This window comes from Marinobacter sp. C2H3 (assembly GCF_037080155.1).
Classification (GTDB): domain Bacteria; phylum Pseudomonadota; class Gammaproteobacteria; order Pseudomonadales; family Oleiphilaceae; genus Marinobacter.
Window position 1 is genome coordinate 580,345 of the sequence record NZ_JBBBNZ010000003.1, and the last position, 25,238, is coordinate 605,582.

General features: G+C 65.8%; 26 protein-coding genes. 16 read left to right on the top strand and 10 right to left on the bottom strand.

Annotation, left to right across the window (positions count from 1 at the left end):
- Nucleotides 1-6: 6 nt before the first annotated feature.
- The 9 genes from V3388_RS12020 (at nt 7) to V3388_RS12060 (ending at nt 8,699) form a co-directional block, all read left to right on the top strand.
- Nucleotides 7-1,338 (top strand): MATE family efflux transporter, encoded by a 1,332-nt coding sequence (locus tag V3388_RS12020; protein ID WP_336367794.1) that lies wholly within the window; start codon nt 7-9, stop codon nt 1,336-1,338.
- 171 nt (nt 1,339-1,509) lie between these two features.
- A complete protein-coding gene (locus tag V3388_RS12025; RefSeq protein ID WP_336367795.1) occupies nt 1,510-2,160 on the top strand; it encodes a hypothetical protein in 651 nt (216 codons plus the stop codon).
- Nucleotides 2,161-2,174: 14 nt separating this feature from the next.
- Complete coding sequence (locus tag V3388_RS12030) at nt 2,175-2,816, top strand: methylamine utilization protein (protein WP_336367796.1); 642 nt, start codon at nt 2,175-2,177, stop codon at nt 2,814-2,816.
- A complete protein-coding gene (locus V3388_RS12035; RefSeq protein ID WP_336367797.1) occupies nt 2,816-5,143 on the top strand; it encodes a putative bifunctional diguanylate cyclase/phosphodiesterase in 2,328 nt (775 codons plus the stop codon). The genes V3388_RS12030 and V3388_RS12035 overlap by 1 nt, the downstream gene beginning before the upstream one ends.
- Complete coding sequence (locus V3388_RS12040) at nt 5,140-6,012, top strand: DUF3034 family protein (protein WP_336367798.1); 873 nt, start codon at nt 5,140-5,142, stop codon at nt 6,010-6,012. Before V3388_RS12035 ends, V3388_RS12040 begins: the two co-directional genes overlap by 4 nt.
- Nucleotides 6,012-6,533 (top strand): group I truncated hemoglobin, encoded by a 522-nt coding sequence (locus V3388_RS12045; RefSeq protein WP_336367799.1) that lies wholly within the window; start codon nt 6,012-6,014, stop codon nt 6,531-6,533. Before V3388_RS12040 ends, V3388_RS12045 begins: the two co-directional genes overlap by 1 nt.
- Before the next feature lie 86 nt (nt 6,534-6,619).
- A complete protein-coding gene (locus tag V3388_RS12050) occupies nt 6,620-7,006 on the top strand; it encodes a DoxX family protein (protein WP_336367800.1) in 387 nt (128 codons plus the stop codon).
- Between the two features lie 9 nt (nt 7,007-7,015).
- Nucleotides 7,016-7,237 carry a DUF1653 domain-containing protein gene (locus V3388_RS12055; RefSeq protein WP_336367801.1) on the top strand — a complete coding sequence of 74 codons (222 nt, stop codon included), beginning with the start codon at nt 7,016-7,018 and terminating at the stop codon, nt 7,235-7,237.
- Nucleotides 7,238-7,376: 139 nt separating this feature from the next.
- Nucleotides 7,377-8,699 (top strand): Na+/H+ antiporter family protein, encoded by a 1,323-nt coding sequence (locus V3388_RS12060; RefSeq protein ID WP_336367802.1) that lies wholly within the window; start codon nt 7,377-7,379, stop codon nt 8,697-8,699.
- A 426-nt stretch (nt 8,700-9,125) separates the two neighbouring features.
- On the opposite strand, the gene V3388_RS12065 is transcribed toward V3388_RS12060, so the two are convergent.
- Nucleotides 9,126-9,380, bottom strand: a complete 255-nt coding sequence (locus tag V3388_RS12065) for a YheV family putative zinc ribbon protein (protein WP_336367803.1) — start codon at nt 9,378-9,380, stop codon at nt 9,126-9,128.
- A 46-nt stretch (nt 9,381-9,426) separates the two neighbouring features.
- The gene (gene prlC, locus V3388_RS12070; RefSeq protein WP_336367804.1) at nt 9,427-11,472 is read right to left on the bottom strand and encodes an oligopeptidase A; all 2,046 of its coding nucleotides are present in this window, start codon (nt 11,470-11,472) and stop codon (nt 9,427-9,429) included.
- A 201-nt stretch (nt 11,473-11,673) separates the two neighbouring features.
- On the opposite strand from prlC, the gene V3388_RS12075 reads away from it, so the two are divergent.
- Both V3388_RS12075 and V3388_RS12080 read left to right on the top strand, forming a co-directional pair.
- Complete coding sequence (locus V3388_RS12075) at nt 11,674-12,207, top strand: gamma carbonic anhydrase family protein (RefSeq protein WP_336367938.1); 534 nt, start codon at nt 11,674-11,676, stop codon at nt 12,205-12,207.
- 169 nt (nt 12,208-12,376) lie between these two features.
- Entirely contained in the window at nt 12,377-12,829 is a 453-nt protein-coding gene (locus tag V3388_RS12080; RefSeq protein ID WP_336367805.1) for an Hsp20/alpha crystallin family protein, read from the top strand.
- Between the two features lie 54 nt (nt 12,830-12,883).
- Here V3388_RS12080 and V3388_RS12085 read toward each other — a convergent pair whose 3' ends face one another.
- From V3388_RS12085 to V3388_RS12120, 8 genes are all read right to left on the bottom strand, one after another.
- Entirely contained in the window at nt 12,884-13,201 is a 318-nt protein-coding gene (locus V3388_RS12085; RefSeq protein WP_336367806.1) for a PA4642 family protein, read from the bottom strand.
- A gap of 8 nt (nt 13,202-13,209) precedes the next feature.
- Nucleotides 13,210-14,043, bottom strand: a complete 834-nt coding sequence (locus tag V3388_RS12090) for a flagellar motor protein MotB (protein WP_336367807.1) — start codon at nt 14,041-14,043, stop codon at nt 13,210-13,212.
- Nucleotides 14,043-14,816, bottom strand: coding sequence for a motility protein A (locus V3388_RS12095; RefSeq protein WP_336367808.1), 774 nt, complete (start codon nt 14,814-14,816; stop codon nt 14,043-14,045). Before V3388_RS12095 ends, V3388_RS12090 begins: the two co-directional genes overlap by 1 nt.
- A 48-nt stretch (nt 14,817-14,864) precedes the next feature.
- Entirely contained in the window at nt 14,865-15,695 is an 831-nt protein-coding gene (aroE, locus tag V3388_RS12100) for a shikimate dehydrogenase (protein ID WP_336367809.1), read from the bottom strand.
- A complete protein-coding gene (hemF, locus tag V3388_RS12105; RefSeq protein WP_336367810.1) occupies nt 15,685-16,614 on the bottom strand; it encodes an oxygen-dependent coproporphyrinogen oxidase in 930 nt (309 codons plus the stop codon). Before hemF ends, aroE begins: the two co-directional genes overlap by 11 nt.
- Nucleotides 16,615-16,622: 8 nt before the next feature.
- Nucleotides 16,623-17,207, bottom strand: a complete 585-nt coding sequence (locus V3388_RS12110) for an L-threonylcarbamoyladenylate synthase (protein ID WP_336367811.1) — start codon at nt 17,205-17,207, stop codon at nt 16,623-16,625.
- 49 nt (nt 17,208-17,256) lie between these two features.
- Complete coding sequence (dprA, locus tag V3388_RS12115) at nt 17,257-18,450, bottom strand: DNA-processing protein DprA (RefSeq protein ID WP_336367812.1); 1,194 nt, start codon at nt 18,448-18,450, stop codon at nt 17,257-17,259.
- 97 nt (nt 18,451-18,547) lie between these two features.
- Nucleotides 18,548-19,564, bottom strand: coding sequence for a LysM peptidoglycan-binding domain-containing protein (locus V3388_RS12120; protein ID WP_336367813.1), 1,017 nt, complete (start codon nt 19,562-19,564; stop codon nt 18,548-18,550).
- Between the two features lie 286 nt (nt 19,565-19,850).
- On the opposite strand from V3388_RS12120, the gene def reads away from it, so the two are divergent.
- The 5 genes from def (at nt 19,851) to glyQ (ending at nt 25,236) form a co-directional block, all read left to right on the top strand.
- Complete coding sequence (def, locus tag V3388_RS12125) at nt 19,851-20,354, top strand: peptide deformylase (protein ID WP_336367814.1); 504 nt, start codon at nt 19,851-19,853, stop codon at nt 20,352-20,354.
- Between the two features lie 87 nt (nt 20,355-20,441).
- Nucleotides 20,442-21,377, top strand: a complete 936-nt coding sequence (fmt, locus tag V3388_RS12130; protein WP_336367815.1) for a methionyl-tRNA formyltransferase — start codon at nt 20,442-20,444, stop codon at nt 21,375-21,377.
- A 1-nt stretch (nt 21,378) separates the two neighbouring features.
- Nucleotides 21,379-22,683, top strand: a complete 1,305-nt coding sequence (gene rsmB, locus V3388_RS12135; protein ID WP_336367816.1) for a 16S rRNA (cytosine(967)-C(5))-methyltransferase RsmB — start codon at nt 21,379-21,381, stop codon at nt 22,681-22,683.
- On the top strand, nt 22,680-24,083 hold the full coding sequence (gene trkA / locus V3388_RS12140) for a Trk system potassium transporter TrkA (RefSeq protein ID WP_336367817.1): 1,404 nt from the start codon (nt 22,680-22,682) through the stop codon (nt 24,081-24,083). The genes rsmB and trkA overlap by 4 nt, the downstream gene beginning before the upstream one ends.
- Nucleotides 24,084-24,231: 148 nt before the next feature.
- Complete coding sequence (gene glyQ / locus V3388_RS12145; protein WP_336367939.1) at nt 24,232-25,236, top strand: glycine--tRNA ligase subunit alpha; 1,005 nt, start codon at nt 24,232-24,234, stop codon at nt 25,234-25,236.
- Nucleotides 25,237-25,238: the final 2 nt, after the last annotated feature.

The following is a 25,238-nucleotide window of genomic DNA, read 5'->3' on the forward strand; positions in this document are numbered from 1 at the left end:
TCGCATATGTCCCGATGGCTCACCCGAACCGACCGGCGCCTGTGGGCCCTGGCCTGGCCCCTGATGCTGACCAACCTGACCGTGCCCCTGCTCGGCCTGGTGGACACCGCCGTGCTCGGCCACCTGGACTCGCCGGAGTATCTGGGCGCGGTGGCGGTGGGCGCGAACCTGTTCAGCCTGCTGTACTGGACCTTCGGCTTCATGCGTATGGGCACCACCGGCCTGGCGGCGCAAGCCTGGGGCCGGCGTGACCCGTTCGCCCAGACCGCCCTGCTGCTGCGCTCCGTGCTGCTGGCGGTGGCCATTGGCCTGGTGCTGATTGCCACGCACCGGCCGCTCATTGCCCTGGGGCTGACCCTGATGGAGCCGGGGCCGGAGGTGCGGGCACTGGCGGCGGAGTACGCGGCCATCCGTATCTGGAGCGCGCCGGCGGTGCTGTGCCAGTACACCCTGGTGGGCTGGATGATCGGCATGCAGGCGCCCCGGGGGCCCATGGTGATGCTGATCGTCGCCAACGGCGTGAACATCGTGCTGGACGTGCTGTTTGTCACCGGCCTGGGCTGGAACAGCCGGGGCGTGGCGCTGGCGACGGTCTGCGCGGAATACGGTGCCGCCCTGATCGGCTTCGCCCTGGTGCTGGCCAGGCGGCCCCGGGGCGCCTGGCCCTGGCCGGCGCTGCTGGGCCGGCTGGCCGATTACCTGGCCATCCTGCGGGTCAATCGCTACCTGTTGGTGCGCACGGTCACCCTGCTGCTGGTGCTGGCGTTTTTCACCGCCCAGGGCGCCCGCCAGGGGGAGGTGATCCTGGCCGCCAACGCCGTGCTGATCACCTTTCTGATGGTGATCTCCAACGCTCTGGACGGCTTTGCCAACGCCGCCGAGGCACTGGTGGGGGAGGCGGTCGGCCGGGGCAGCCGGCGCCGGTTCCGGGCCGCCTTCGGCAGCGCCCTGCGCTGGTCCCTGTGGGGCTCGCTGCTGCTGACGGTGGTGTTCGTGCTCGGGGGCCGGCCCCTGATCGGCCTGCTCACCGGCATTGAGGCGGTGCGCGCCACCGCCATTGCCTACCTGCCCTGGCTCTGGCTGCTGCCCATGGCGGCGGTCTGGGGTTTTCTGCTCGATGGCGTGTTCATTGGCGCCACCCGCACCCGGGACATGCAGAACACCATGCTGTTTGCCGCCCTGGGGGTGTTCCTGCCGGTCTGGTGGCTGAGCCAGGGCCTGGGCAATCACGGCCTATGGCTGGCGCTGATCAGCCTGATGCTGGGGCGGGCCCTGGGCATGGGCTGGCTGTTTCTCCGGCACCAGCGCACCGGCGCCTGGTTCGCCACCGCGCCCTGACGCCGCGGGCAATTTTCCCGCCCGCACAGCAATCCCGGGAATGTCGACTACACTACTGGAAAACGGCCGTGGCAGGGTGCCCACGCGTACCACCGGCCACCCCCTGACCCGTGATGAACGACGGGAGGCGCCTTGCGACCTCAACTGGCAACGACACCGGCCACTCCGGACATGACACCACAGGCAGTCCTCGACATCATTGACACGGCGCGCCGCAAGGAAGCGAGAACCGGCACCTTCCTGCAGCAGATGCGGGAACGGGCGTCGCGGCTGCCCGCGTCCGTGGTCATCGAAGACTATGCCCCGGCCACCGCCCTGTTCCAGTTCGCGGTGGAGTACATCGAGATGGCCCCCCGGTTGATCGAGTGCGTCGAGGCCTGTGCCCGGCAGGCCGGCAAAGCCGCCCTGTTCGAGCCGTTTGTCAGTGCCGCCACCCGTTACTTTACCCAGCCGTCCGTGCTGCTGGTCCGCTACGACGGCCTCGATGGGCTGTTGATCCGGGCCTACCTGTGCCACCGTCTGATGGAAGAAATGCACGAGAACAACCGTTCCATCCGTGCAAGCGAACTGGTGGACATGGAAGCCACCCGGGCCAACTTGCTGGTGCACCAGCTCATCGGTGAGCCGTTTGCCAACGAGCTGGACGATGCGATAACCGTCACGGTGCTTCAGATTGCCGGCTCGCCCGATTACTATGAGCTGAATCTGGATCCATTCGTAGAGCAGGTAAACCATGCCGCGTGGAACTGGATGCGCCAGTATTGGGAAAACCTGCTGGTCAGAAACCACATCCGCTTTACGCTGGGCTCTGGCCGCACCTAGACACTCGGGGTTTTATGAAAGCTGTCATTGCCCTGTGCGTCGCCTTGCTGGCGGCGCCGGGCCTGCTGTGGGCAAAAGACATCCGGATCACGGTCCGGGACGCCAACGGTCCGTTGGCCGGAGTGGTGGTGGCCCTGACCGGCGCCGAGCCGGTCAAACCCGTCCAGGCCGAAATCTACCAGAAAGACCGCCAGTTCCATCCCCAGCTGCTGATCGTGCCGGTCGGCTCCCGGGTGGATTTTCCCAATCGCGACAACACGCAGCATCAGGTCTACTCCTTCTCGCCCGCCAAGCCCTTCAACCTGAAACTTTACGCGGACCGGCCTGACGCTCCGATCGTGTTCGACAAACCGGGCATCGTCGAGCTGGGCTGCAACATCCATGACCGGATGCAGGCGTTTATCGTGGTGACCTCCACCAGCGACATCGGCCAGACCGACGCCGACGGCCGGATCACCCTGTCCGCGGAAGCGGAGGATATGGTGGACGGTCGGGTTCCGGTCACCCTGTGGCATCCCCGCCTGGCGGACACCACCCACCCGGTCAAACGCACGGTTGACCCGAACACGCCGGCAGACCTCACCCTCGAACTGACCCCGGAACCGGTCAGGGACAACGCCCTGGATCGGCTGCAGCGACGCTTCCAGGATCTGTAATGCGAAGACTCGGCCGTCTCGGGTTTCGGGGTCGCCTGATCACCGCGATGGTGGCGCTGGTGGTGGTTGTCGTGCTGGTGATCGGCGCCCTGATGGCGGCCTACCTGTTCGACGATGAAAAAAAGCGCGCCGTTGAGCAGCTGGACATCGGCGCTCGGGTGACCCAGGAAGTCCTCCAGCGCCGGGCCGACCTCGAGCGCTCCCGGCTTCAGGTCGTGGTTCAGGATTTTGGCTTTCTCTCTGCGATTGCCAGCGGCGACCGGGCCACGCTCATCAGCGCCCTGGACAACCACAGCGAGCGAGCCGGGGCTGACCTGGCGGTGTTGCTCGACACCGAGGGGCAGGTCATTGCCAGCACCGTCCGCCTGGGCCGGTTTCCGTTGCCGGACGGGCTCCTTGACCGCGCCGGCAATGGCCGGGAGCTGGTCGCCTTTCGCGGCACTGGCTACGAGCTGCTCGTCGTACCGGTGCAGGCGCCCGGACTGCGAGCCTGGCTGGTAGCGGGTTTCCGGCTTGATGACGCGCTGGCCCGGATCATTGCCGAGCTGAGCGGCACCCGGGTTGAGTTCCAGACCGCCATGGACGATAAAGCGTCCACCTTTGCCACCTTTGCGGCCAGCCACCTCGGCGGTACCCGGGAGGACGTGTCGGACCAGCGCTTTTTCGTGCGGAGGATAGCCCTCGGGGACAGTGATCCAGCCTCAGACCTGCACGCCACCCTGATGGTCGACCGCCAGGCCAGTCTCCAGCGATATTATCAGCGGGCCCGGGAGATCGGCTTGCTGGTTCTGGCCATCCTGGTGTTCGCCATCCTGGTCGCGATGATCATTGCCCGGACCCTGAGCCGTCCGGTGCGCCAACTGGCCGAGTACGCCAGGGCCATTGGGCGGGTTCACACCGGCGACGCGGACGCAACACCGCCGCGCCTAAGGGTCGGCGGGGAACTGCTGCAGCTGCGCAATACTCTCAGGGACACCTTTACCCGGCTGCGGGACAGGGAAGCCCATATACGGCACGCCGCCACCCACGACGACGTGACCGGCCTGGCCAACCGGATTGCCCTGCTCGACGCCCTTGAGGAGCGGCTGGTGGCCAATCAGCCCTGTTCGCTCATTGGCCTGCGCCTGAACGACCTGTCCCGCATCAACGATTCCCTCGGCCTGGCTTTTGGCGACCAGGTGTTGACGGCGGTCGCGAATCGTCTGCGTGAGCATTGGCCCACCGCGCTGGTGGTCGCACGGACCGGCGGGCGGGAATTCCTGCTGTTGCTTGAACGGCTGTCCGATGCCGCCCAGGTCGACGCCGCTCGCCGGCTGCACCGGCAGTTGCAGACACCGCTGGAGATTGACCACACGTCGTTTACGGTGCGGACCTCCGTCGTGACGCTGCAACTGCCGGACGATGCCGGCACCCTCAACGAGTTTCGCCGGCGGGTCAACCTCACGTTCGAGCGCGCCGCACGCAGCGACGACCCGGTGCTGCGGTACCGGCCCGGGCTGGACGAAAACCACCTGCGACGCCTGCAGATCATTGGCGATCTCCAGGGGGCGATTCGCCAGGGCCAGCTCGCCATGCATTACCAGCCCAAGCTGGACGTGTCCCTCGGTCGGCTGGTTCAAGTGGAAGCCCTGGTGCGCTGGCAGCACCCCAGTCTGGGCCCGGTGTCGCCGGATGAGTTCATTAGCCTGGCGGAGCAGTCCGGCCAGATTCACGACCTGACCGGACACATTCTGCAGCGGGTCGCGGACGACGCCCGGGGCTGGATCGCCCAGGGACTGGACATCGGCATCGCCATTAACCTGTCCGCCAAGGACCTGACCTGGCCGGCGCTGCCGGGCCTGGTGGCCCGGACCTTTGCCGACTGGCCCCAGCCGATGTCCCGGATCACCCTGGAAGTCACCGAAAGTGCCCTGATGGACGACCCGGTGCGCGCCCTGGAAACCCTGGCCCAGCTCAGCGCGCTGGGGGTGCACCTGTCGGTGGACGATTTCGGCACCGGCTATTCCTCCCTGGCCCAGCTTCGCCAGCTGCCGGTGCAGGAGCTGAAAATCGACAAGTCGTTCGTGCTTCGTCTGCGCAGCGAACCGGACGACCAGTTGATCGTCCGGTTTATCATTGATATGGCCCACGGTCTGGGTCTGGCGGTAGCCGCCGAGGGCATTGAGGATCTCGACAGCTGGCACCTGCTGCGGGGCTGGGGCTGCAATCTGGCCCAGGGTTTCGCGCTCGGCCGGCCAATGCCTGCGGCTGACTTGCCCGGCGCAGCCCAGACACTGCATCAGCAACGCGCCAACCTGACTCACAACGCCACGGAGAATTCCGGATGAATACCCGCCTCTTGCTGCTGTGCAGCGCCCTGCTCCTGCCCACCACGGCCTTTGCCGACATCGGCAGCCGACTGTGGGCCACCGGCGGCGTCACCACCATTGAGGGCAGCGCCGGCGGCGGGCTGGTGCCCTGGGCCCTGCTGGGCAGCTACGCCAGCGACACCGAGTGGGGCGGCACCGCCGCCATCAGCCAGGCAACGGTGGACGATTACACCCTGGACGTCCTCAGCGCCGGGCTGAACTGGCACAACCGGGTTGAACTGACGGTGGCCCGCCAGACGCTGGACCTGGACAGTCTGGTGTTTGCCCTCAAGGATGGCTTTGGCATTGAGCAGGACGAGCTGCAGCAGGACATCCTCGGCCTCAAGGTGCAGCTCACCGGCGACGTGCTCTACACGCCCTGGGGCCAGTGGTCCGCGGGGGTGCAGTACAAGCGCCTGAAGGACTTCACCGTGCCGGAGGCCATTGGCGCAAAGGACGACGCCGGCTACGACGCCTACCTCAGCGGCAGCAAACTGTTCTTCGGCGCCGTGTTTGGCCGCAACCTGCTGGTGAACGGCACCGCCCGCATCACCCGGGCCAATCAGGGCGGGCTGCTGGGCTTCGGTGGCGATCGCAACAACGGCTACCGGGCTCAGGCCGAAGGCAGCGTCGGCGTGTTTCTGAACCGGGCCTGGCTGGTGGGGGCCGAATACCGGCAAAAGCCGGATAACCTGAGTTTCGCCCGGGAAGACGACTGGTGGGATCTGTTTGTCGCCTGGGTGCCGGACCGGCGCCTGGCCCTGACCGCCGCCCTGGTGAACCTGGGAGACGTCGCCACCCTGACCGATCAACAGGGCGTGTACCTTTCGCTGCAGGGGAGTTTCTGATGACACCGTCCCATCCGCTTCACGTTGCCGGCCGTCTGCGCCATCGCCTTGCCGCCGCTGGCCTGTTGCTGGCGCTAATGGCCGCCGGCGGCTGCCAGAACCTGGCCGGGACAGCCGCCAACCAGTATCCCGCCGACGTAAATGCCGCCAGCCTCGGCGCCGAGCCGCCGGCGCTTTACGACGCCCTGGGTGAGCGCACCGGCATCGCCCGCATTGTCGAGGACCTGCTGTACGTGATCGTCGAGGACGACCGCATCAACGACACCTTCAAGGGCGTGGACATTACCCAGTTCCACCGCAACCTCACCGACCAGCTCTGCCAGATCAGCGGCGGCCCTTGCACTTACACCGGGCGAACCATGCGCGAATCCCACGAATCGCTGCACATCACCGACACCCAGTTCAACGCCCTGGCGGAAGACCTGATCCTGGCCATGGAGAAAAACAACGTGCCGGTGGCTACCCAGAACCGGCTGCTCGGCCGGCTCGTTCGCCTCTATCCCCAGATCCGCGGGCAATAACGGCGCCGGCCCGGGGCTTTGAGCCGGCGCCGGGACGGGTTAAGCTTGGCGCTCACCGGACCGACCATGGAGACAGGAGATGCCCCGTGCTTGAAAACGCCGATCTTGGAAAACTCATTGTTCGCCTCACCCTGGGCTGCCTGATCCTGTTTCACGGGATTGCGAAGATCCTCCACGGTGTTGACGGCATCGCCGGCATGCTCGCCGGCCATGGGCTGCCGGGTTTCCTGGCCTACGGTGTCTTCATCGGCGAAGTGCTGGCCCCGCTGATGGTAATCCTGGGCTACCAGACCCGCATCGGCGCCATTCTGATCGTCATCAACATGGTGGTGGCCATTGCCCTGGTTCACATGGGCCAGCTGCTTTCACTCGGTTCCCAGGGCGGTTGGGCACTGGAACTGCAGGGCTTCTTCCTGTTCACGGCGCTGGCGCTGGTGTTCCTCGGCCCGGGCCGCTACAAGCTGCACAGCTGAGGCCCCGCCATGACCACCGCCACGATCGCGCCCGGCCGGTACCGGCACTACAAGGGCCAGGACTACGAGGTGCTGGGCGTCGCCCGGCACAGCGAAACCGAAGAGCCGCTGGTGGTCTACCGCTGCCTGTACGGCGACCACAGCCTGTGGGTTCGGCCCCTGGCCATGTTCCGGGAGACCGTCGAGGTCGCCGGCGAACAGGTGCCCCGCTTTGCCCGGGTGAGCGACTGATCCATCCTTGAGCCGGCTTCGGGGATTTCCCCGCCGGTTTTGACACGTCCGCTCATTTCCTGCACATTACCGCGCTTTTCGTGACGCCGGCCCCCACAAGGGGCCGGCATAATCCGTCATTCCTACCCGGAGTTTCGCCATGAATGCCGTTGTTGCCGCGGTACTGATCATGCTCGCGCTGAGCCTGTGCCGCATTCACGTTGTGGTCGCCCTGATCCTCGGTGCCATCTCGGGGGGCCTGATCGCCGGCCTGTCCCTCGAGGACACCATCACTGCCTTCAATAACGGCCTTGGCGGCGGCGCCACCGTGGCGCTGTCCTACGCCACCCTGGGCGCTTTCGCCGTCGCCATCGGCAAATCCGGCCTGGCCCACGCCCTGGCGGACCGGGCCCTGGCCCTGGTGGGCAAACAGGACGACGGCGCTGCTGCTACCGGCATCCGCTTCGTGATCATCGGCATCCTGCTGGCCATCGCCATCTCCTCCCAGAACGTGTTGCCCATCCACATTGCCTTCATCCCGCTGGTGGTTCCGCCCCTGCTGTACGTGATGGCGCGGCTGAACATGGACCGCCGGCTGGTGGCCTGCGTGCTTACGTTTGGCCTCATCACCCCGTACATGTTCCTGCCGGTGGGCTTTGGCGGCATCTACCTGAAAGAGATCCTACTCGCGAACATCGAGAACAACGGCGTGGCCACCGACGGCCTGAACGTGATGTCCGCCATGGCCCTGCCGGCCCTGGGGATGCTGGCGGGCCTGCTGGTCGCGGTGTTTGTCAGCTACCGGGGTGAGCGTCAGTACAACATGGAGGCGATCGCCCGGACCGAGCGGGTGGACGTGAGCTACAGCCCCCGCACCCTGACCATGGCGCTGGTGGCCATCGTGGCGGCGTTTGTGGTTCAGCTGTGGCTGGATTCGATGATCCTGGGCGCCCTGGCAGGCTTTGTGCTGTTTAACGTGTCCGGCGTGGTGAAGTGGAAAGAAGCGGACGATCTGTTCACCGAGGGCATGAAGATGCTGGCGATGATCGGTTTCATCATGATCGCCGCCAGCGGTTTTGCCGAGGTGATGCGGGCCACGGGCGATATCGCCACCCTGGTGCAGGGTTCCGTCGCGGCCATTGGCGATAACCGGGCGCTGGCGGCCTTCCTGATGCTGGCGGTGGGTCTGCTGATCACCATGGGCATTGGCTCGTCCTTCTCCACCATTCCCATCATCGCGGCCCTGTACGTGCCATTGGCGGTGCAGATGGGTTTCAGCCCCCTGGCCATCGTGGCCCTGGTGGGCACCGCCGGCGCCTTGGGGGATGCCGGCTCGCCAGCGTCCGATTCCACCCTGGGGCCCACCGCGGGCCTGAACGTGGACGGCCAGCACAATCACATCTGGGATACCGTGGTGCCCACGTTCCTGCACTACAACCTGCCGCTGCTGGGCTTTGGGTGGCTGGCGGCCATGGTGCTCTGAGGTCTGGCTTGGGGTTTGGCTTGTAGCCTGCTGGCTCGGGGTATGTGAGACGGCGCGGGGGGTCTTTTCTTCTGGGAAAAAGAACTCGCTGCGCTCAGACACCTTTTTCCCGGCAGAAAAGACCCCCCGCACCCTCTCAGTGTTACTGACGAGTTAGCGCCTTTGGGGGTAATCGCAAGCCATTAGATTCTAGGGTTTCGGCCCTCACAGACCGTACCTTACCCCTCTTTCCTGGTGTGCGTTGGTTGTTTGTCCAAAGCGGTATCGCCGTTAGTTCAACGCGAGGGGGCCGGGGGTGTCTTTTCCCGCCAGACATGGGTGTCTGAGCGCAGCGAGTTCCATGTCCAAGGGAAAAGACACCCCCGGCTGCCTCGCCTCCCTCAAACCCGGCAAGCTGGGGAGGAGAGGCAGGCACAGAGCCAGACCTCAGTCGTCACCGCCGCCGGATTTGAAAAACACCACCTGCTGGACCGTGTGATCGTCCTCATTGCGGCGCTTGTTGACGCGGGTCTGGAGCTCCGCCGGGGGCGCGTCCGGGGTCTCGGTCAGGGCGTCGGTGAAGCCGCAGGCGACGCATTCGCGCACCTGCTTGTCGTTGTCGTCGGTGAACATCATGATTTTGTCCATCTCCGCGCAGCGGGGACAGACCGCACCGGCGATGAAGCGTTTTGGGGTCGCCATACGTCTCTCCCGTCACCTATCAACCATCAGATACAACGCCGCCCGGTCAGGCGGCGTCACCGGTGATGCCGGACTGCCGGAGCAGGGCGTCCACCTTCGGCTCGCGGCCCCGGAACGCCTTGAACAGGGCCATGGGCTCCTCGGAACCGCCTTTCTCCAGAATGTTGGTCAGGAAGGACTGGCCCGTCTCCGGATCGAAAATGCCGTTCTCCTCGAACAGCGAGAACGCATCCGCCGCCAGCACTTCCGCCCACTTGTAGCTGTAATAGCCCGCCGCGTAGCCGCCGGCAAAAATGTGGGAGAACGCGTTCGGGAAACGGTTGAAGGCCGGGGACTCGATCACCGCAATCTCGTCGCGCACCGCCCGGTGCATGTCCAGCGGATTGGTCGGTGCCGTCTCCGTGAATTCCGCGTGCAAGCGGAAATCGAACAGGGAGAACTCGAGCTGGCGCACCATGCCCATGCCGGACTGGAAGTTCTTGGCCGCCAGCAGCTTCTCCAGCAGATCCTGAGGCAGCGGCTCGCCGGTTTCGTGGTGGCGGGCGATGAGCGCCAGGGACTCCGGGTTCCAGCACCAGTTTTCCAGGAACTGGCTGGGCAACTCCACCGCGTCCCAGGCCACGCCGTTGATGCCGGACACGTCCAGCACGTCCACCTGGGTCAGCATGTGGTGCAGGCCGTGGCCGAACTCGTGGAACAGGGTCGTGACCTCATCGTGGGTCAGCAGTGACGGCTTGCCGTCCACCGGCGGGGTGAAGTTGCAGGTGAGGAAGGCCACCGGCAGCTGCAACTGGCCCCGCAGGTTGCGCCAGCGCACCCGGCAGTCGGCCATCCAGGCGCCGCCGCGCTTGCCCTGACGGGCGTATGGGTCCAGGTAGAACCAGGCGACCGGTTCGCCGTTGCGGCTGATGCGGTAGGCGGTGGCGTTCTCGTGCCAGGTGTCCACGTCCGGCTGGGCTTCAATCTGCACGCCGAAGAGTTTTTCCGCCACCCGGAACAGGCCGCTCACCACCTTGTCCGCGGGGAACCAGGGGCGCAGGGTTTCCGGGGAGATGTCGTAGCGCTTCTGGCGCAGTTTTTCGCTGTAGAAGCCGATGTCCCAGGCCTGCAGGTCGTCAACGCCGTGCTCATTCCTAGCAAACGCCTTCAGCTCGGCCACTTCGGCTTCCGCCTGGGGCTTGGCCTTGGCAGCCAGCTGGTTGAGGAACTCGATCACCTCGTCCACGGTCCGCGCCATCTTGGTGGCCAGGGAACGCTCGGCGTAGTTGTCAAAACCCAGCAGCTTGGCCAGGGCGTGCCGGCGCTTGAGGATTTCAGCCATCACCGGGGTGTTGTCCCAGGTGCCCGCATCCGGGCCCTGGTCAGAGGCGCGGGTGACGAAGGCCTCGTACACTTCCCGGCGCAGTTCCCGGTTTTCGCAGTAGGTCATCACCGGGTGGAAGCTGGGAAAATCCAGGGTGATGACGTAGCCGTCCAGGTCACGCTGGGCCGCCGCCTGGCGAGCACCGCCCAAGGCGCTCTCGGGCAGGCCGGCCAGCTCGCCGGCGTCGGTGATGTGCTTGAACCAGTGCTGGGTGGCGTCGAGCACGTTGTCGCTGAACTTGTTGGTCAGTTCGGACAACTCCCGGGCCAGGTCGGCGTAGCGTTTCTTGTCCTCCGCCGGCAGGTCCACGCCCCCCAGGCGGAAGTCCCGCAGGGTGTTTTCCACGGCCTTGCGCTGGGCCACGCTCAGCTGCGCGAAATCGTCCCGGGCGGCCAGCTTCTTGTAGGCCTCGCACAGAGCTGCGTTCTGGCTCACTTCGGTGCCGTATTCGGTCAGTTTCTCCAGGCAGGACTTGTAGACCTTGCGCAGGTCCTCGCTGTTCATGACCCCGTTCAGGTGGGAAATCACCGACCAGGCGTTGGAGAGCTGGTTGTCCAGGGCCTGCATGGGCTGTACGAGGGTCTCCCAGGTGGGTTCCTCCTGTTCGGCCAGCTGGGCAATTTTCAGGCGGTTCTCGCTGAGAATCTGGTCGATGGCCGTTTCCATGTGTTCGGTGCGGATGTGGCCAAACCTGGGCAACAGATCCTCGGTCAACAGCGGGTTATTCATAGGTCCCCTTCTCAGCCTTTAATGAATGCGTTAGCGTGCCGACATACAGGAGGTGGCGGTGGGGGATGGCTTTCAGAAACCGTGAGCCGCCATGAATGGCGGCGATCGAGCGTCACAGGGATGTGCCGCCAGGAGCGAGTTTCTGAAAGCCATCCCCCACCGTCACCGGGCTCCGTCCGGACACGTTATGAGGTCTATATGATGACGAATGTACGTTCTCACAAGGGTATCACACCAACATTCGGTGAACGGGCGTGGGTGGATCAGACCGCCGTGGTCATCGGCGACGTGGTCACAGGTGATGACGTGTCGGTGTGGCCGCTGACGGTGATCCGGGGCGACATGCACCGGATTCGCATCGGCCACCGGTGCAGCATCCAGGACGGCTCGGTGCTGCACATCACCCACGCCAGCACCTACAACCCCGGCGGTTACCCGCTCACCCTGGGGGACGACGTCACCGTCGGCCACAAAGCGCTGCTGCACGGCTGCACCATCGGCAGCCGGGTGCTGGTGGGCATGGGCTGCGTGGTGATGGACGGCGCCGTAATTGAGGACGAGGTGATCCTCGGCGCCGGCTCCCTGGTGCCGCCGGGCAAGCGGCTGGAATCCGGCCATCTGTACGTGGGTTCGCCGGCCCGGCAGGTGCGGGCGCTGAGCGATGAGGAGCGGGGCTTTTTCACCTACACCGCTGCCAATTACGTGCGCTTGAAGGACGAATACCGGGCCGGCTGATGCAGGTCAAAATTTGCGCAACGCCTGCTTGAAATCCCGGCCTCCGAACCTAGATTGGAACACAGGCAGCGTTTCACGGAGGACCTGCCGGTTGGCGCCACCGGCGGGGAGCGTTTCCGGAAACGAAGCTGAGTGTCTATTCAGGTTCGTGACCCGAGGAGGTGTTCCCATGAGTAACTTGAGTTTATGGAATCCGATCAATGAGTTTGAAGACCTGATGAACCGCTACAACCGGTTCTTCGGGATCAGCCGGGCCGGCAACGGAGAAGGCCGGGATCTGTTCCAGCGCAGCGACTGGGCGCCGGCGGTGGATATCCGCGAGACCGACAAGACCTTTGTCATCGAGGCCGAGCTGCCGGGGATGAACAAGGACGACGTCAAGGTGACGGTTGAGGACGGCGTGCTCACCATCCAGGGCGAGCGGCGCCAGGAAGAGGAAACCAAGGACAAGAAAGTGCACCGGGTCGAGCGGTTCTACGGCAGTTTCCTGCGCCGCTTTACCCTGCCGGACAACGTGGACGAGGGCAGCGTGAAGGCCAGTTTCAAGGACGGCCTGCTGACCCTGACGGTCAACAAGGCCGCTCCGAAAGCCCCCAAGGCCATCGAGGTGGAAGTCCACTGACCGGCTGAGCACCGCCCGCGCAGGCGGGCGGTGCTTCCTTCCCGTTGACCGCGATCAGTGCACCGTGTCTGAAGCGGTTTCCGCCCCGGCCTGCTTCAGGGCCTCGGCGTAGTCAGCGCTGCGGCGGTGCTGGGACACCCGATCCAGAATGGTCTGGCCCCGCTCATCCCGGGCGTTCAGGTTGCGCCCGGCGTCCACGAAAAACCCGATGAAGCGCGCGAAATCCTCCGCCCGCATGGCGTAGTAGGCCTTGAGCAACGCGTTGAAATCCGGGTCGATGCCGGTGTCATAGGGCTCGATGGCCAGGAAGGCCTTGACCCGTTCGTCACTCCACTCTTCCCCAATCACTTTCGGTTTGTCGGGTCCGCTCATGATCGTCCTCACTGGTCGTTGATGGTTGGCGTGGCGCCTTTCGCGGCCGGATCATCGCAGCTCGGATTGCGGATGGCAATCTCGACACGACGGTTTCGGGCCCGGTTCTCCGGGCTGTCGTTGGGCACCAGCGGATGGGTTTCGGCGCGGCCGGCGGCAATCACCCGGTCGGCGGGGATGGCCCGGTTCAGCACCAGTTCATGGACCACCGACACGGCGCGGGCCGCGGACAGATCCCAGTTCGACCGGAACCGACCGCTGCGGATGGGCCGGTCGTCGGTGTACCCGGACACCAGCACGTCGCCGCTGCAGGTTGCCAGAACCTGCACCACCCGGTCGATGATCGGGATCATGTCCGGTTTGATGGTGGCCTCGCCGGACTGGAAGGTGGCGTCCTCGGAGAACCGGATGACCACCTGCCGGGGGTCGTAGTTCACGCTCAGGGTGTCGCTGGCCACCTCGGCCTGCAGCTCCTGGATCAGCCGGGTGGCCAGGTCGATCACGCCGCCGGGGATCTGGGTAACCGCCGCCTCCGGGGCGCGCTCATCGATGAACTGGGGTTCGGTGGTGAGGGTGTCGCTCGGCTCCGGCAGGGACACCGAGTCCTGCTGGATCGGCGTGTCCGGGGCACCACCGACGTCCTCACCGATCACGTTGGCACTGCCGAACGCCATGGCCATGGAATTGGCCATGGCCCGGTACTTGTCGACGTCCATCTGGGCAAACGACAGCAGCAGGATGAAAAACGTCAGCAGCAGGGTGGCCAGATCGGCAAAGGTGACGATCCACGCCGGGGTGGCGTTGCGGGGCCGTGCCGGCCGCCGGGGCGCCGGGCCCGGCATCAGCCTTCACGCTCCGGGGCCAGGCCGGTCCGATGTTCCGGCACCACGAACGACGACAGCAGCTCGGTCATCACCCGGGGATTGTCACCGCGCAGGATGTTGCGCATGGAAGTGGTGATCAGCACCTGGTTGCGAACTTCGTCCTCCGCCTTGAGCTGGAGTTTGTCCGCCAGGGGCAGGGCAATCATCTGGGCGATGAAGGCGCCATACAGGGTGGTCAGCAGCGCCACCGCCATGGCCGGGCCGATGGACGAGGGATCGTCCAGGGTATTGAGCATCTGCACCAGGCCCACCAAGGTCCCGAGCATGCCCAGGGCTGGCGCCGAATCCCCGATGCCCCGGAACACCCGCTCGGCCACTTCATAGCGTTCCTGGGTCTGCTGGGTGTCCTGGGCCAGGGCCTCCTCCACCAGCTCCGGCGGGTGGCCGTCCACGCACAGGTTGATGGCCTTGCGCAGGAAGGGGTCGCCGGTGGTGTGATTCTCCAGCCCGAGAATCCCTTCCTTGCGCACCACCTGGGCCAGGCGCCCGACCTCCCGCACCAGGTCCGCCGGCCGGGCGACCCGGTCGGTGAAGGCGGCGGTCATGGCCAGCCGAAACGCGCTCATCACCGTGGCCAGGCGGAACTTGATCAGGGTGACCGCGAGGGTGCCGCCGACCACAATGGCCAGCCCAGGCAGGTTCAGGAAGGTCAGCAGCGAGGCGTTCGCCAGCATGGCCAGAACCAGGATGACAATGCCTGCCAGCAGGCCTACGAGGGTGAGTATGTCCATGCTTACAGCCTCGACGACTAGGTAACAGTTCCGAGTTACGGGCCGGCGTCAGTCCCGGCGCAAGGTGTCCATCACCGGGCCGGTCTCAGGGCGCACGCCCCGCCAGACCCGGAAGGCTTCCGCGGCCTGCTCCACCAGCATGCCCAGTCCGTCCAGGGTCCGGGCCGCGCCCTGCTCCCCGGCCCAGCGATTGAACACGGTGGTGGTGCCTAAAGCGTACATCATGTCGTAGCTGACCGATCCGCTGCCAATCACATTTGCGGGCAGCGGCGGCAGGTCCCCCTGCAGGCTGGCGCTGGTGCCGTTGATGATCACATCGAACGGGCCCGCGGCCTCGGCGAAGCCACAGGCACTCATACGCGTGGCACCGGCATTCGGTGCAAACAGCGCGACCAGCGCTTCGGCCCGGGCAACGGTCCGGTTGGCGATCACCAGGGTTGCCGGCGCCTCCGCCAGCAGCGGGCCAAGCACCCCGCGCACGGCGCCGCCGGCGCCCAGCACCAGAATCCGGCGGCCATTGAGCGTCACGCCCTGGTTGACGGTCAGGTCCCGCACCAGGCCAACGCCGTCGGTGTTGTCCGCCACCAGGGTGCCGTTCTCGTCCCGGTACAGGGTATTGGCCGCCCCGGCGTTCTCTGCCCGCTCCGTGCGCCGGCCGGCCAGGGCCCAGGCCTGCTCCTTGAACGGCACGGTCACGTTCAGGCCCTTGCCGCCCCGGTCAAAAAACGCCCCGACGGTGCCGGCAAAATCGTCCAGGGGCGCCTGGATGGCGATGTACTCCACCGGTTCACCGGTCTGGGTTGCAAACAGGCTGTGGATGCGCGGCGACTTGCTGTGACTGATGGGGTTGCCCACTACCGCGTAAAGATCATCCGCCATGGTTCGCCCCTAGCCAGTCCCGGGCCGTCAGGAAGTGGTCGGTCAGCCGGTACTCTTCAGTGCCCGGCGCCGGCGACCGGTTGTAGTCCCAGCGCACCAGCGGCGGCAGCGACATCAGGATCGACTCGGTGCGGCCGCCGGACTGCAGGCCAAACAGGGTGCCCCGGTCATAGACCAGATTGAACTCCACGTAGCGGCCCCGCCGGAACAGCTGGAAATCCCGTTCCCGCTCGCCATAAGGGTGGTCCATACGGTCTCGAACGATGGGCTCATAGGCGTCAATGTAGCTGTTTCCCACCGACTGCAGGAAACCAAAATCCCGATCAAAGTCGCCGGTGTTGTGGTCGTCGAAAAACAGGCCGCCGATGCCCCGGGGCTCCTGCCGGTGCTTGAGATAGAAATACTCGTCGCACCAGTGTTTGAAACGCGGGTACAGATCCTCACCGAACGGTGCGCAGGCGTCCCGGGCGGTCTGGTGCCAGTGCACGCAGTCTTCGTCGAAGCCGTAGTAGGGGGTCAGGTCGTAGCCGCCGCCAAACCAGTACACCGGCGCGGCGTCCTCCGGTGTAGCAATGAAGAACCGAACGTTGGCGTGGGAGGTGGGCACATAGGGGTTGTTGGGGTGAATCACCAGGGACACGCCCATGGCTTCCCAGCGGGCGCCGGCCAGATGCGGCCGGTGGGCGGTGGCGGACGCCGGCATGCGGTCGCCGGTCACGTGAGAGAAGTTGACGCCGCCTTTCTCAAACACAGCGCCGTCCGCAATCACCCGGCTGATGCCGCCACCGCCTTCGGGCCGGTCCCAGGCGTCGGTGACAAAGTCCGCCTGATGATCCAGGGCGCCGAGGCGCTCGCAAATGCGCTGCTGCAGGCCGAGCAGATACGCCTTAACGGCCTGGCTGTCCGGTTGATGGGCCATGCTGCCTCCTATCGAAGCTGTTGTCCGGTGACAATATCGAGAATACGGCTGGGCTTGCGGTTGCCCCCCAGGGCGCCGGGGACGATACGGTCCACGGCGTCGCCAAAGTAGCTCCGTACCTGCCAGATGTGGCGGGCGGGCTCACGGCCGGCGGGGTTGCAGGAGGTAGACACCAGGGGCATACCCGTGGCGTGACACAGGGCGCGTACGACCGGGTGGTCGCTGACCCGCACCGCGATCGACCGGTGCTTACCCCGGACCCACTCGGGGACCTGTTCATTCACATCCGGCACCAGGCAGGTTACCGGGCCAGGCCAGTACTGGCAGGCCTCCCGCTGAAGTTCGGGGGGCAGGGGATCCAGCAGGAAACGCACCTGATCCACCGACGCCGCCACCAGGATCATGCCTTTCTCCATGGGCCGCTGCTTCAGCTCGAGAATCCGTTCCACGGCGGTCAGGTCCCAGGGGTCGCAACCCAGGCCCCACACGCCCTCGGTCGGATAGGCGATCACGCCGCCTTCCAGCACGGTGCGGCGGGCCAGGCGCTGTTGAAAGTCACTCAGGGGAGAAACGCAGGTCTCGCGGGTCGTCATGACAGTCTCGATGTCCGGATGAAGATCGGGAAGATGAGCACACCGGGTGTCAGGCCAGCCGCAGATAGCCGCCAGGAACGCTGGCAGCGAGCCCTTCCAGCTCCAGCAGCAACAGGGACTGCATCAGCGCATCGGCGGACAATCCGGTGGCCGAACCCAGGGTGTCGGTTGATACCGGATCATACCCCAAAGCCTCCAGCACCGCGATTTCCCGTGCCGCCAGACCGGTCAAATCCGGCCCGCGACTGATCTGGCTCAAATCGTCAGGCGCTTCGCTTTCAGCCCAGGCGCCGTCAAGCTCCGCCAGCACGTCGTCCACCGTTTCCACCAGGCAGGCGCCCTGGCGCAGCAGTGCGTGGCAGCCCCGGGCCACCGGATTGTGAATGGACCCTGGAATGGCGAAGACCTCCCGGCCCTGTTCCAGCGCCAGGCGAGCGGTGATCAGCGAGCCGCTCTTGAGGCCGGCCTCCACCACCAGAATACCCAGGGACAGACCGCTGAGAATGCGGTTGCGCTTGGGGAAATGGCCAGCTCGGGGCGGGGTGCCCGGCGGGTATTCGGAGACCACCAGCCCCTGCTCAAGGATCCGGTCACGGAGACGGCGGTGCTGATGCGGGTACACGCGATCCGGCCCGCAGCCGATCACCGCCACGGTGCCGCCGTTGGCGTCCAGGGCGCCGGTGTGGGCCGCGCCGTCCACGCCCAGAGCCAGGCCGCTGGTGACCACCAGGCGCCGGCCGGCCAGTTCGGCGGCAAAACGCCGGGCGTGGTCCAGGCCGGCAGCGGTGGCGTTACGGCTGCCGATAATGCCGATCTGCGGCCGGGCGAGCAGGCTCGCCTCCCCCTGCAGATAGAGCACCAGTGGGGCATCGTGAATGTGCCTCAGCGGGTCCGGGTAGGCGGCATCCGCGGGCGTGCAGAGGGCAACGCCAAGTCCATCGCAGTCCGCCAGAATGCGCAGCACCCCCGCCACTACCGGGTCGTCCCGGCGGCCCGCCTGCCAGGCCAGCACCCCATCGCGGGTTTCCGGGGCCAGGCCCATGGCGGACAGCGTCGCCGGTCCGAGACGCAGAAGGTCCGTGAGCGAATCCAACGCCTCGGAAGCGGCATGTCGATAGCGCAGGCCGAATCCGGGCAACAGGGTAAGGGCAATCCAGGGCGCGGCCGGGTGTTTCAGATCCGGCGTGGCGGTGGACGTCAAGTCAGAAATCGCGGCGTCAGCCGCCGGCAGCGAATCGGGCATGGGGACATCATCCTTGAAAGACAACGCCGGGCATCCTGCCCGGCGTCCATGGTATCAGCGGGCGCGGCTGGCGCCGCGCCGTGTCATCAGGGCCGTATCAGGGGTTGGTGACCTTATCACCCACCGCCAGCGGCCGGTTGGCCTGCAGGATCAGGCCATAGCTCATTTTCTCATAGGCCTGGAACACCATCAGCAGACCGGCCCGTTCGGACGGCAGCTCGATGGTTTCATTGGTCACCGGGTCCCGGACCAGCCGGCCAGCTTCCAGCACCGCCATCACGTTGCCCGGGGCCAGTCCGTCACGCTCGCCACGGTTAATGGCCACCACGTCATACTGGCCGATCTGGGTCACGCCGCCGTCCACTGCGATCATCGTGCCCTTGATCTGGCGGTCCGGTGCGCTGGGCACAAACTGGGTGGCCAGCGGACGGTTGACGGAGGTCAGCAGGCGGTCGCCAATGCGCACTTCCTGGTTCGATTCGGTCAGGTCCACGGTCAGCACGTCGCCGTTTTCCGCGGTGATTTTGCCGGCGCCGATGCTGCGGGCCTCCAGGCCCAGGAACTCGCCGGTATCCGGGTCTACGAATTCCTTGGTACGGCGGAAAATGCCAACCTTATCGGCCGGTTTGGTACCGCGGGCGTAAACCCGGTCGCCGGCGCCGGTAATGATGCGGCCGTCGGCGCCTTCAAGAACGTAGGGGGCGCTCTCCAGGACGTCCGGCGACACCACCCGGGTGTCGGTCAGGAAGCTGCTGATGGCGTCCAGCGGAATGGCCGGAATGGGCGTATCGATGGGCTCGGAGCGCACCTGGGGCGACAGCTTTACGACGTCGCTGGTGGCCACCTTGGTAATCCGCGGCTGTCCGTCCACGTAAATCAGCGCCAGCTGGTCGCCCGGGTAGATCAGATGCGGGTTCGCCACCTGGGGATTCACCTGCCAGATTTCCGGCCAGTACCATGGGCTCTTCAGGAAGCGCGCCGAAATATCCCAGAGGGTATCCCCCTTGACCACGGTGTAACGCTCGGGGTGATCGGGCCGCAGTTCAGGTGCCGCCTGGGCCCAGGAAGTGTACAGCAGCGCGACGGCCGCCAGAGCGTACAGCAGTTTCCTCATTGTGTAAGTCCTTGATCGCGTGCCTTTATGGTCATTGCATTCGGTTGGCCGGCAACCGGTCATCTGCAGATTATGACGTTGTTGTTCCCGTTACTATAGAAGAAGTCTCGCAAATTGTGATGTTATCTTTTGTTCTTCGAGTGGTTTCTGCCGGAACCGTGAAAGAATTTGCCTATCGACTGATCAGTTTGTACTCAATCGCCGAATCCGGGATAATTTGAGCATCAACCGGACAGCGGCACCGTGCCGCCCGGCAACGCAATCACAGGCCTGATACGCAACCCTTATGATTCTGAACATTCTCGAATACCCGGATCCCCGCCTGCGCACCCTCGCCAAGCCGGTGGAGACCGTTACCGATGAGATCCGCACGCTGATCGACGACATGTTCGAGACCATGTACGATGCCCCCGGCATTGGCCTGGCGGCCACGCAGGTGGATGTGCACAAGCAGATCATCGTGATGGACCTGTCCGAGGACAAGAGCGAGCCGCGGGTATTTATCAACCCGGAGATTACCGTGCTCGATGGCGATCTCGAAGCCATGCAGGAAGGCTGCCTGTCTGTGCCCGGCTTTTACGAGGACGTCGATCGGGTGGAGCATTGCCTGATCCGCGCGCTCGATCGGGATGGCAAACCGTTTGAGCTGGAGGCCACGGGCCTGCTGGCGGTGTGCATCCAGCATGAGATGGACCACCTGAACGGCAAGCTGTTTGTGGATTATCTGAGCGCGCTCAAGCGCAACCGCATCCGCAAGAAGCTGGAGAAGCAGCACCGCAAGAGCGCCTGAGCCCCTACCAGGCCGGCGCCAGAACACCATCACTGACCGGGCAACGCCCGGTCTTTTTGTCTTGAACGGAACAGAGACCCTAGCCACGTGCGCATCGTATTCGCGGGCACACCGGATTTCGCCGCCAGCGCGCTCCGGGCCCTGCTGACCACAGAACACACCGTTGTGGGTGTTTACACCCAGCCAGACCGGCCCGCCGGACGGGGCCGGAAATCCCAGCCCGGCCCGGTCAAGCAGGTGGCCCTCGATGCCGGGCTGCCGGTGTTCCAACCGGTGTCCCTGAAAACACCGGAGGCCCGGGAGGCCCTGGCCAACCTGGAACCGGACGTCATGATCGTGGCCGCCTACGGCCTGATCCTGCCCCAGGCCATTCTGGACGTGCCCCGCCACGGCTGCCTGAACATCCACGCCTCCCTGCTGCCCCGCTGGCGCGGCGCGGCGCCCATCCACCGTGCCATCGCCGCCGGCGATCCCGAAACCGGCATCACCATTATGCAGATGGACGCGGGCCTGGACACCGGGGCCATGCTGCTCAAGCGGGCGGAACCCATTCGCCCGGACGACACCGGCGGCCGCCTGCACGACCGGCTGGCCGAGCTGGGTGGCGTCGCCATCGTCGAAGCCCTTGCGGCGCTGGAACAGGGCGCCCTGCATCCCGAGCCCCAGGACGACGCCCAGGCCTGCTACGCCCACAAGCTGTCCAAGAACGAGGGCCACCTGGACTGGCAGAAGCCCGCGGACGAGCTGGCCCGAACGGTGCGGGCCTTCAACCCCTGGCCCGGAACGTTTACCGACCTTGGCGACCAGCGGATCCGGCTGCACGAGGCCAACGCGCTGGATCAGGCCACGAACCAGCCCCCCGGGACGGTGCTGCGGCGGGAACGGGACGGCATCGACGTCGCCTGCGGCACCGGCGTACTGAGGGTGACCCGGCTGCAGCTACCCGGCGCCCGGGCGCAGACCGTCAGCGATCTGATCAACGGCGGCAAGCCGCTGCTGATGCCCGGCCAGGAGCTGAACTGACATGAACCACGCCGCCACCTTGCCGCTGCGCGCCCTGGCCGCCCGGGTGCTGCTTGCGGTGGAGCAGGGGCAGTCCCTGTCCCAGTGCCTACCGCCCGCCCTCGCCGAGGCGGGGGACGATCAGCGGGCCGAACTGCAGGCCCTGAGCTACGGCGCCTGCCGCTGGTTCCACCGTCTGGACGACGAGCTGACCGGGCGCCTGAACCGGCCGCTGCGCCGTCAGGACCGCATCGTCCATCTCCTGATGATCGTCGCCCTGTTCCAGCTTCGCTTCAGCGAACGCCCGGGCTACGCGGTGCTGAACGAGACCGTCGAGGCCTGCCGGGCCCTGGGCCGGCCGCACCTGACCGGGCTGGTGAACGGGGTGCTCCGGGCCGCCGAGCGGGAGGGCGCGCCAACCCCCGGCACCGACGCCGCCCGCTTCAGCCACCCAGCGTGGCTGGTGGACAAGCTTCGCCACAACTGGCCCGATCACTGGCAGGCCATTCTGGACGCCAACAACGCCCAGGCTCCCATGACCCTGCGGGTGAACGCCCGCCAAACCACCCGGGAGGCCTATCTGGCGCGGCTCGCGGACATCGGCCTGGACGCACGGCCTACCGAACACGCGCCCCAGGGTATCCAGCTCGCCCAGCCCGTGCCGGTGGACGCGCTGCCGGGCTTCGCCGACGGCGCGGTCAGCGTTCAGGACGAGGCCGCCCAGTTGTGCACCGGCCTGCTGGACCTGCACCCCGGCCAGCGGGTGCTGGACGCCTGTGCGGCCCCCGGCGGCAAGACCTGCGCCATTCTTGAGGCCTGTGACGGCCTGGCCGGCGTGGTCGCCATCGACGAATCCGCCGATCGCCTGTCCCGCATTGATGAAAATCTGGACCGGCTTGGGTTAGACGCCACCGTGTTGCAGGGCGACGCCGCCGACACCGCGGCCTGGTGGAACGGCGAGCCCTTCGACCGCATCCTGCTGGACGTACCCTGCAGCGCCACCGGCGTCATCCGACGGCATCCGGACATCAAGCTGCTGCGCCGGGAATCGGACATCACGCCCCTGGCCGGCGTACAGATGGGCCTGCTTGAGGCCCTCTGGCCGCTGCTGAAACCCGGCGGGCGCCTGGTGTACGCCACCTGCTCGGTGTTCCCGCAGGAAAACCACCGTATAATCCAGCGATTCGGCAAACAGCAGCCGGACAGCCGCTTGGCCATGCCGGCGGTCGCCTGGGGGCTGGACACCGGCCACGGCCGCCAGCTGTTCCCGGAAATCGGCGGCCACGATGGCTTCTTCTACTCGGTACTGGAGAAACCCGAACCATGAAGATCCTGATTCTAGGCGCCGGCCAGGTCGGCGGCACCCTCGCGGAAAACCTGGCGGATGAAGCCAACGACATCACGGTGGTCGACAGTGACGGTGCTCGGCTCCGGGAATTGCAGGACAAGCTGGACATCCGCACCATTCAGGGCAAGGCCTCTTACCCGACCGCCCTGCGCCAGGCGGGCGCCGAAGACGCCGACATGATCATCGCCGTGACCAACAGCGACGAAACCAACATGGTCGCCTGCCAGGTCACCAAGCTGCTGTACAAGACCCCAACCACCATCTGCCGGGTGCGCGCCAACGCCTACCTCGCCAAGACCGAGCTGTTCTACCAGCGGGACATGGCCAAGGACCTGGACAGCCTGCGGGGCTTCCCCATTGACGTGCTGATCAGCCCCGAGCACCTGGTGACCCGCCACATCACCCGGCTGATCGAATACCCGGGCGCGCTCCAGGTACTCGAATTCTCCAACGGCCTGGTGCGGCTGGTGGCCATCCGGGCCACCGAGGGCGGTCCCCTGGTGGGCCATGAACTGTCGTACCTGCGCACCCACATGCCCCGCATCGACACCCGGGTGGCGGCCATTTTCCGCAAGGACCGGGCGATCATGCCGGCCGGCGATACCGTCATCGAGGACGGCGATGAAGTCTTCTTCATTGCTGGCGCCGACCACATCCGCTCGGTGATGAGCGAGCTGCAGCCCCTGGAAAAGCCCTACAAGCGCATCTTTATCTGCGGTGGCGGCAACATCGGCTACCGCCTGGCCAGCACCCTGGAAGGCCGCTATCAGGTAAAACTGCTGGAGCGTGGCCACGACCGCTGCGTCATGCTGTCCGAAAGCCTGCGCAACACCGTGGTGCTGGAGGGCAACGCCGCCAACAAGGAAATCCTCCTTGAGGAGAACATCGAGAGCACCGACGTGTTCTGCGCCGTCACCAACGACGACGAGGCCAACATCATGGCGTCGTTGCTGGCCAAGCGACTCGGCGCCCGCAAGGTGTTCACCCTGATCAACAACCCGGACTACGTGGACCTGATCCAGGGCGGTGAGATCGACGTGGCCATCTCACCCCAGCAGACCACCATCGGCAGCCTGCTCACCCACGTGCGCCGGGGCGACGTGGTCAACGTGCACTCCCTGCGCCGGGGCGCGGCCGAGGCCATTGAAGCCATTGCCCACGGCGATCATCGGTCCTCCAAGGTGGTCGGCAAGCGGCTGGACGAGATCAAGCTCCCGGAGGGCACCACCATTGGCGCCATCGTGCGCCACAACGAGGTGCTGATTGCCCACGACCACCTCCGCATACAGCCGGATGACCACGTGATTCTGTTCCTGGTGGACAAATCCCGCATCCGGGACGTGGAAAAACTGTTCCAGGTCGGCCTCACCTTCTTCTGACCGCCGACACGCGCTTAGAAATGCCGCGCCGGCCGGCGTATAATGCGCAGCTTTCGAAGATGCCCCGCCGGAACGCCGGGGCGACACACGGACCAATCAGCAGGCAATCGTCGTGACAGACAAGGCAACCAACACCTCCGCCCCGGACATCGGGACCTTCCAGGGCCTGATTCTGGCCCTGCAGAACTTCTGGGCGCAGCACGGCTGCGTGGTGCTCCAGCCGCTGGACATGGAAGTGGGCGCCGGGACCTTTCACCCCGCCACGTTCCTGCGGGCCATCGGGCCGGAAACCTGGAACGCCGCCTACGTGCAGCCCAGCCGCCGACCCACTGACGGCCGTTACGGCGAAAACCCGAACCGCCTCCAGCATTACTACCAGTTCCAGGTGGTGCTCAAGCCGTCCCCGGACAACATTCAGGAGCTGTATCTGGATTCCCTGCGCGCCCTGGGCCTGGACCCGCTGGTGCACGATATCCGGTTCGTCGAGGACAACTGGGAGTCGCCGACCCTGGGCGCCTGGGGCCTCGGCTGGGAAATCTGGCTGAACGGCATGGAAGTCACCCAGTTCACCTACTTCCAGCAGGTGGGCGGTCTGGAATGCTTCCCGGTCACCGGCGAGCTGACCTACGGCCTTGAGCGCATCGCCATGTACCTGCAGGGCGTCGACAGCGTGTACGACCTGGTGTGGACCCACGGCCCGGACGGCGTGGTCACCTACGGCGACGTGTTCCACCAGCAGGAAGTGGAGATGTCCACCTACAACTTCGAGCAGGCGGACACCGAGTTCCTGTTCCACAGCTTTGACGTGCACGAGCGGGAGAGCGCCCGGCTGATTGACGCCGGCCTGCCGCTGCCCGCCTACGAGCAGGTCCTCAAGGCCTCCCACACCTTCAACCTGCTGGACGCCCGCCACGCCATTTCGGTGACCGAGCGCCAGCGTTTCATCCTGCGGGTCCGCACCCTGGCGCGCGCCGTTGCCCAGGCCTACTTCGACAGCCGCCGGGCGCTCGGCTTCCCGCTGGCGCCGGAGGCGTTGCGCAAGGAAGTTCTGGCCGCCGCTGAGGCCGCCGATGCCAAGGCCGAAGGCAAGGCCAACAAGAAGGGCAAAGCGAAAAACGGCCACACCGCACCGCAGGCACAGGGGAACGCATAACC

Bases quoted from the DNA above. Each gene is read 5' to 3' on its own strand.
- V3388_RS12095 (WP_336367808.1), bottom strand. From the start codon at position 14,816: ATGGACATACTCACCCTCGTAGGCCTGCTGGCAGGCATTGTCATCCTG.
- V3388_RS12075 (WP_336367938.1), top strand. From the start codon at position 11,674: ATGACGAATGTACGTTCTCACAAGGGTATCACACCAACATTCGGTGAA.
- V3388_RS12025 (WP_336367795.1), top strand. From the start codon at position 1,510: ATGACACCACAGGCAGTCCTCGACATCATTGACACGGCGCGCCGCAAG.
- V3388_RS12040 (WP_336367798.1), top strand. From the start codon at position 5,140: ATGAATACCCGCCTCTTGCTGCTGTGCAGCGCCCTGCTCCTGCCCACC.
- V3388_RS12055 (WP_336367801.1), top strand. From the start codon at position 7,016: ATGACCACCGCCACGATCGCGCCCGGCCGGTACCGGCACTACAAGGGC.
- V3388_RS12090 (WP_336367807.1), bottom strand. From the start codon at position 14,043: ATGCCGGGCCCGGCGCCCCGGCGGCCGGCACGGCCCCGCAACGCCACC.
- V3388_RS12045 (WP_336367799.1), top strand. From the start codon at position 6,012: ATGACACCGTCCCATCCGCTTCACGTTGCCGGCCGTCTGCGCCATCGC.
- V3388_RS12035 (WP_336367797.1), top strand. From the start codon at position 2,816: ATGCGAAGACTCGGCCGTCTCGGGTTTCGGGGTCGCCTGATCACCGCG.
- V3388_RS12080 (WP_336367805.1), top strand. From the start codon at position 12,377: ATGAGTAACTTGAGTTTATGGAATCCGATCAATGAGTTTGAAGACCTG.
- trkA (WP_336367817.1), top strand. From the start codon at position 22,680: ATGAAGATCCTGATTCTAGGCGCCGGCCAGGTCGGCGGCACCCTCGCG.
- def (WP_336367814.1), top strand. From the start codon at position 19,851: ATGATTCTGAACATTCTCGAATACCCGGATCCCCGCCTGCGCACCCTC.
- V3388_RS12020 (WP_336367794.1), top strand. From the start codon at position 7: ATGTCCCGATGGCTCACCCGAACCGACCGGCGCCTGTGGGCCCTGGCC.
- V3388_RS12085 (WP_336367806.1), bottom strand. From the start codon at position 13,201: ATGAGCGGACCCGACAAACCGAAAGTGATTGGGGAAGAGTGGAGTGAC.
- V3388_RS12120 (WP_336367813.1), bottom strand. From the start codon at position 19,564: ATGAGGAAACTGCTGTACGCTCTGGCGGCCGTCGCGCTGCTGTACACT.
- hemF (WP_336367810.1), bottom strand. From the start codon at position 16,614: ATGGCCCATCAACCGGACAGCCAGGCCGTTAAGGCGTATCTGCTCGGC.
- V3388_RS12060 (WP_336367802.1), top strand. From the start codon at position 7,377: ATGAATGCCGTTGTTGCCGCGGTACTGATCATGCTCGCGCTGAGCCTG.
- aroE (WP_336367809.1), bottom strand. From the start codon at position 15,695: ATGGCGGATGATCTTTACGCGGTAGTGGGCAACCCCATCAGTCACAGC.
- prlC (WP_336367804.1), bottom strand. From the start codon at position 11,472: ATGAATAACCCGCTGTTGACCGAGGATCTGTTGCCCAGGTTTGGCCAC.
- V3388_RS12065 (WP_336367803.1), bottom strand. From the start codon at position 9,380: ATGGCGACCCCAAAACGCTTCATCGCCGGTGCGGTCTGTCCCCGCTGC.
- dprA (WP_336367812.1), bottom strand. From the start codon at position 18,450: ATGCCCGATTCGCTGCCGGCGGCTGACGCCGCGATTTCTGACTTGACG.
- rsmB (WP_336367816.1), top strand. From the start codon at position 21,379: ATGAACCACGCCGCCACCTTGCCGCTGCGCGCCCTGGCCGCCCGGGTG.
- V3388_RS12110 (WP_336367811.1), bottom strand. From the start codon at position 17,207: ATGACGACCCGCGAGACCTGCGTTTCTCCCCTGAGTGACTTTCAACAG.
- V3388_RS12030 (WP_336367796.1), top strand. From the start codon at position 2,175: ATGAAAGCTGTCATTGCCCTGTGCGTCGCCTTGCTGGCGGCGCCGGGC.